4 protein-coding genes are annotated in these 1,259 nt (G+C 69.3%); 3 read left to right on the plus strand and 1 reads right to left on the minus strand.

The window, feature by feature from the left end:
- Positions 1-283, plus strand: a 283-nt coding sequence (locus tag AC1D01_RS35330) for a hypothetical protein (RefSeq protein ID WP_477874274.1), incomplete at its 5' end; no start/stop codon positions are given.
- 61 nt (positions 284-344) lie between these two features.
- Positions 345-476 (plus strand): hypothetical protein, encoded by a 132-nt coding sequence (locus AC1D01_RS35335; protein ID WP_477874276.1) that lies wholly within the window; start codon positions 345-347, stop codon positions 474-476.
- Positions 477-547: 71 nt separating this feature from the next.
- On the opposite strand, the gene AC1D01_RS35340 is transcribed toward AC1D01_RS35335, so the two are convergent.
- A complete protein-coding gene (locus tag AC1D01_RS35340) occupies positions 548-820 on the minus strand; it encodes a DUF4242 domain-containing protein (protein WP_477874278.1) in 273 nt (90 codons plus the stop codon).
- A gap of 123 nt (positions 821-943) precedes the next feature.
- Here AC1D01_RS35340 and AC1D01_RS35345 point away from each other — a divergent pair.
- Positions 944-1,259, plus strand: a 316-nt coding sequence (locus AC1D01_RS35345; RefSeq protein WP_477874280.1) for a winged helix-turn-helix domain-containing protein, incomplete at its 3' end; no start/stop codon positions are given.

A 1,259-nucleotide genomic window follows, 5' to 3' on the forward strand; every position in this document is an offset into this window, starting at 1 on the left:
GGGCTACAGTGCGGCCATGCGGTTCTTCGTTGCCCTGTCGTTCGTGATCCTGCTGTGCCTGCAGCAGGCCACGGCCGTCGCGCGCAGCGTCGAGCCGTGCTGCCATGACGCCTGCATGGCGATGGCGGCCTGCGCAACGGCCGGCTGCAGCGCCTGCGCGGTGCCGGCGCTGCCGCCGGCCGTGTCGCGCCCGGCCCGCGTGCAACAGGCCGCGACTCCTTCGATGGACCCTTCGCTGCCCGCCGGCACCACGCCCGGCGACATCTGGCGACCTCCCTGGTGAACGTGCGTGATCCTGTCAATCCGTCATTCACATCACGAATTCACATCACATCGGAGAACCCATGAAATCCACGCTGTTCAAACTGGCGGCCGGTGCCGCACTGCTCGGCGCTTCGGCGCTGGCCTTCGCGTCCGGCGACTGCTGCGCGAGCCTGCAGTGCTGCATCGAGATGCTGGCCTGCTGCTTCCAGTAAGCTGAGGCCCGACTGATCGAGGGCCGCCCGGCGACGGGTGGCCCTCTTTCATTTCACGCGCTCACTCTCGTTCACTCCGCCGTCGCCGGCTCGATCACCGAGCGCACCTGCGAGATCCGGTTGGCCGGAAACCCGCCCAGCTCCGCATGGCGGCGCACCGCGGCGGCGTCCGGCGCCTGGTAGACGCAGTAGAGGCGGTCGTCGGTCACGTAGCTGTGCACCCACTGGATGCTGGGGCCCATGCTGTTGAGCACGCCGCATGATTTCTGGGATATGGCCTTCAGGTCCTGCGGTGTAAGCTGGCCGGCGCCGGGGATGTCTCTCTCGATCACGAACTTGGGCATGTCGCACTCCTGCGGGGTTTGAGGTGTCCCATGCTCCCGCACGGGGCCCGGCACGGTCATCAAGCGCGTCTGAATTCCGCATGAATTCCCGCCGGCGCGCCGCCACCCGAGGAGCGAACCGCCATGCCCGCGCCCACCGTCCTGTACCGCTTCGGCGACTTCGAGCTGCAGCCCGGGCAGCGCCTGCTGCTGCGCCGCGGCCAGCCGCTCACGCTCACCGCCCGCGCGTTCGGCGTGCTGGTCGCGCTGGTCGAGCGCGCCGGGCAGCTGGTGTCGAAGGACGAGCTGATGCAGCTCGTGTGGGCCGGCCTCGTCGTGGAGGAGAACAACATCGCGGTGCACGTGGCGCAGCTGCGCAAGCTGCTGGGCGCGCCGGCGATCTCGACCATCGCCGGCTGCGGCTACCGCTTCGCGCTCGAGGTCGCGCGCGATGTCGCGC

This window comes from Rhizobacter sp. P3_B12, assembly GCF_056402895.1.

Bases quoted from the DNA above. Each gene is read 5' to 3' on its own strand.
- AC1D01_RS35335 (WP_477874276.1), top strand. From the start codon at position 345: ATGAAATCCACGCTGTTCAAACTGGCGGCCGGTGCCGCACTGCTCGGC.
- AC1D01_RS35340 (WP_477874278.1), bottom strand. From the start codon at position 820: ATGCCCAAGTTCGTGATCGAGAGAGACATCCCCGGCGCCGGCCAGCTT.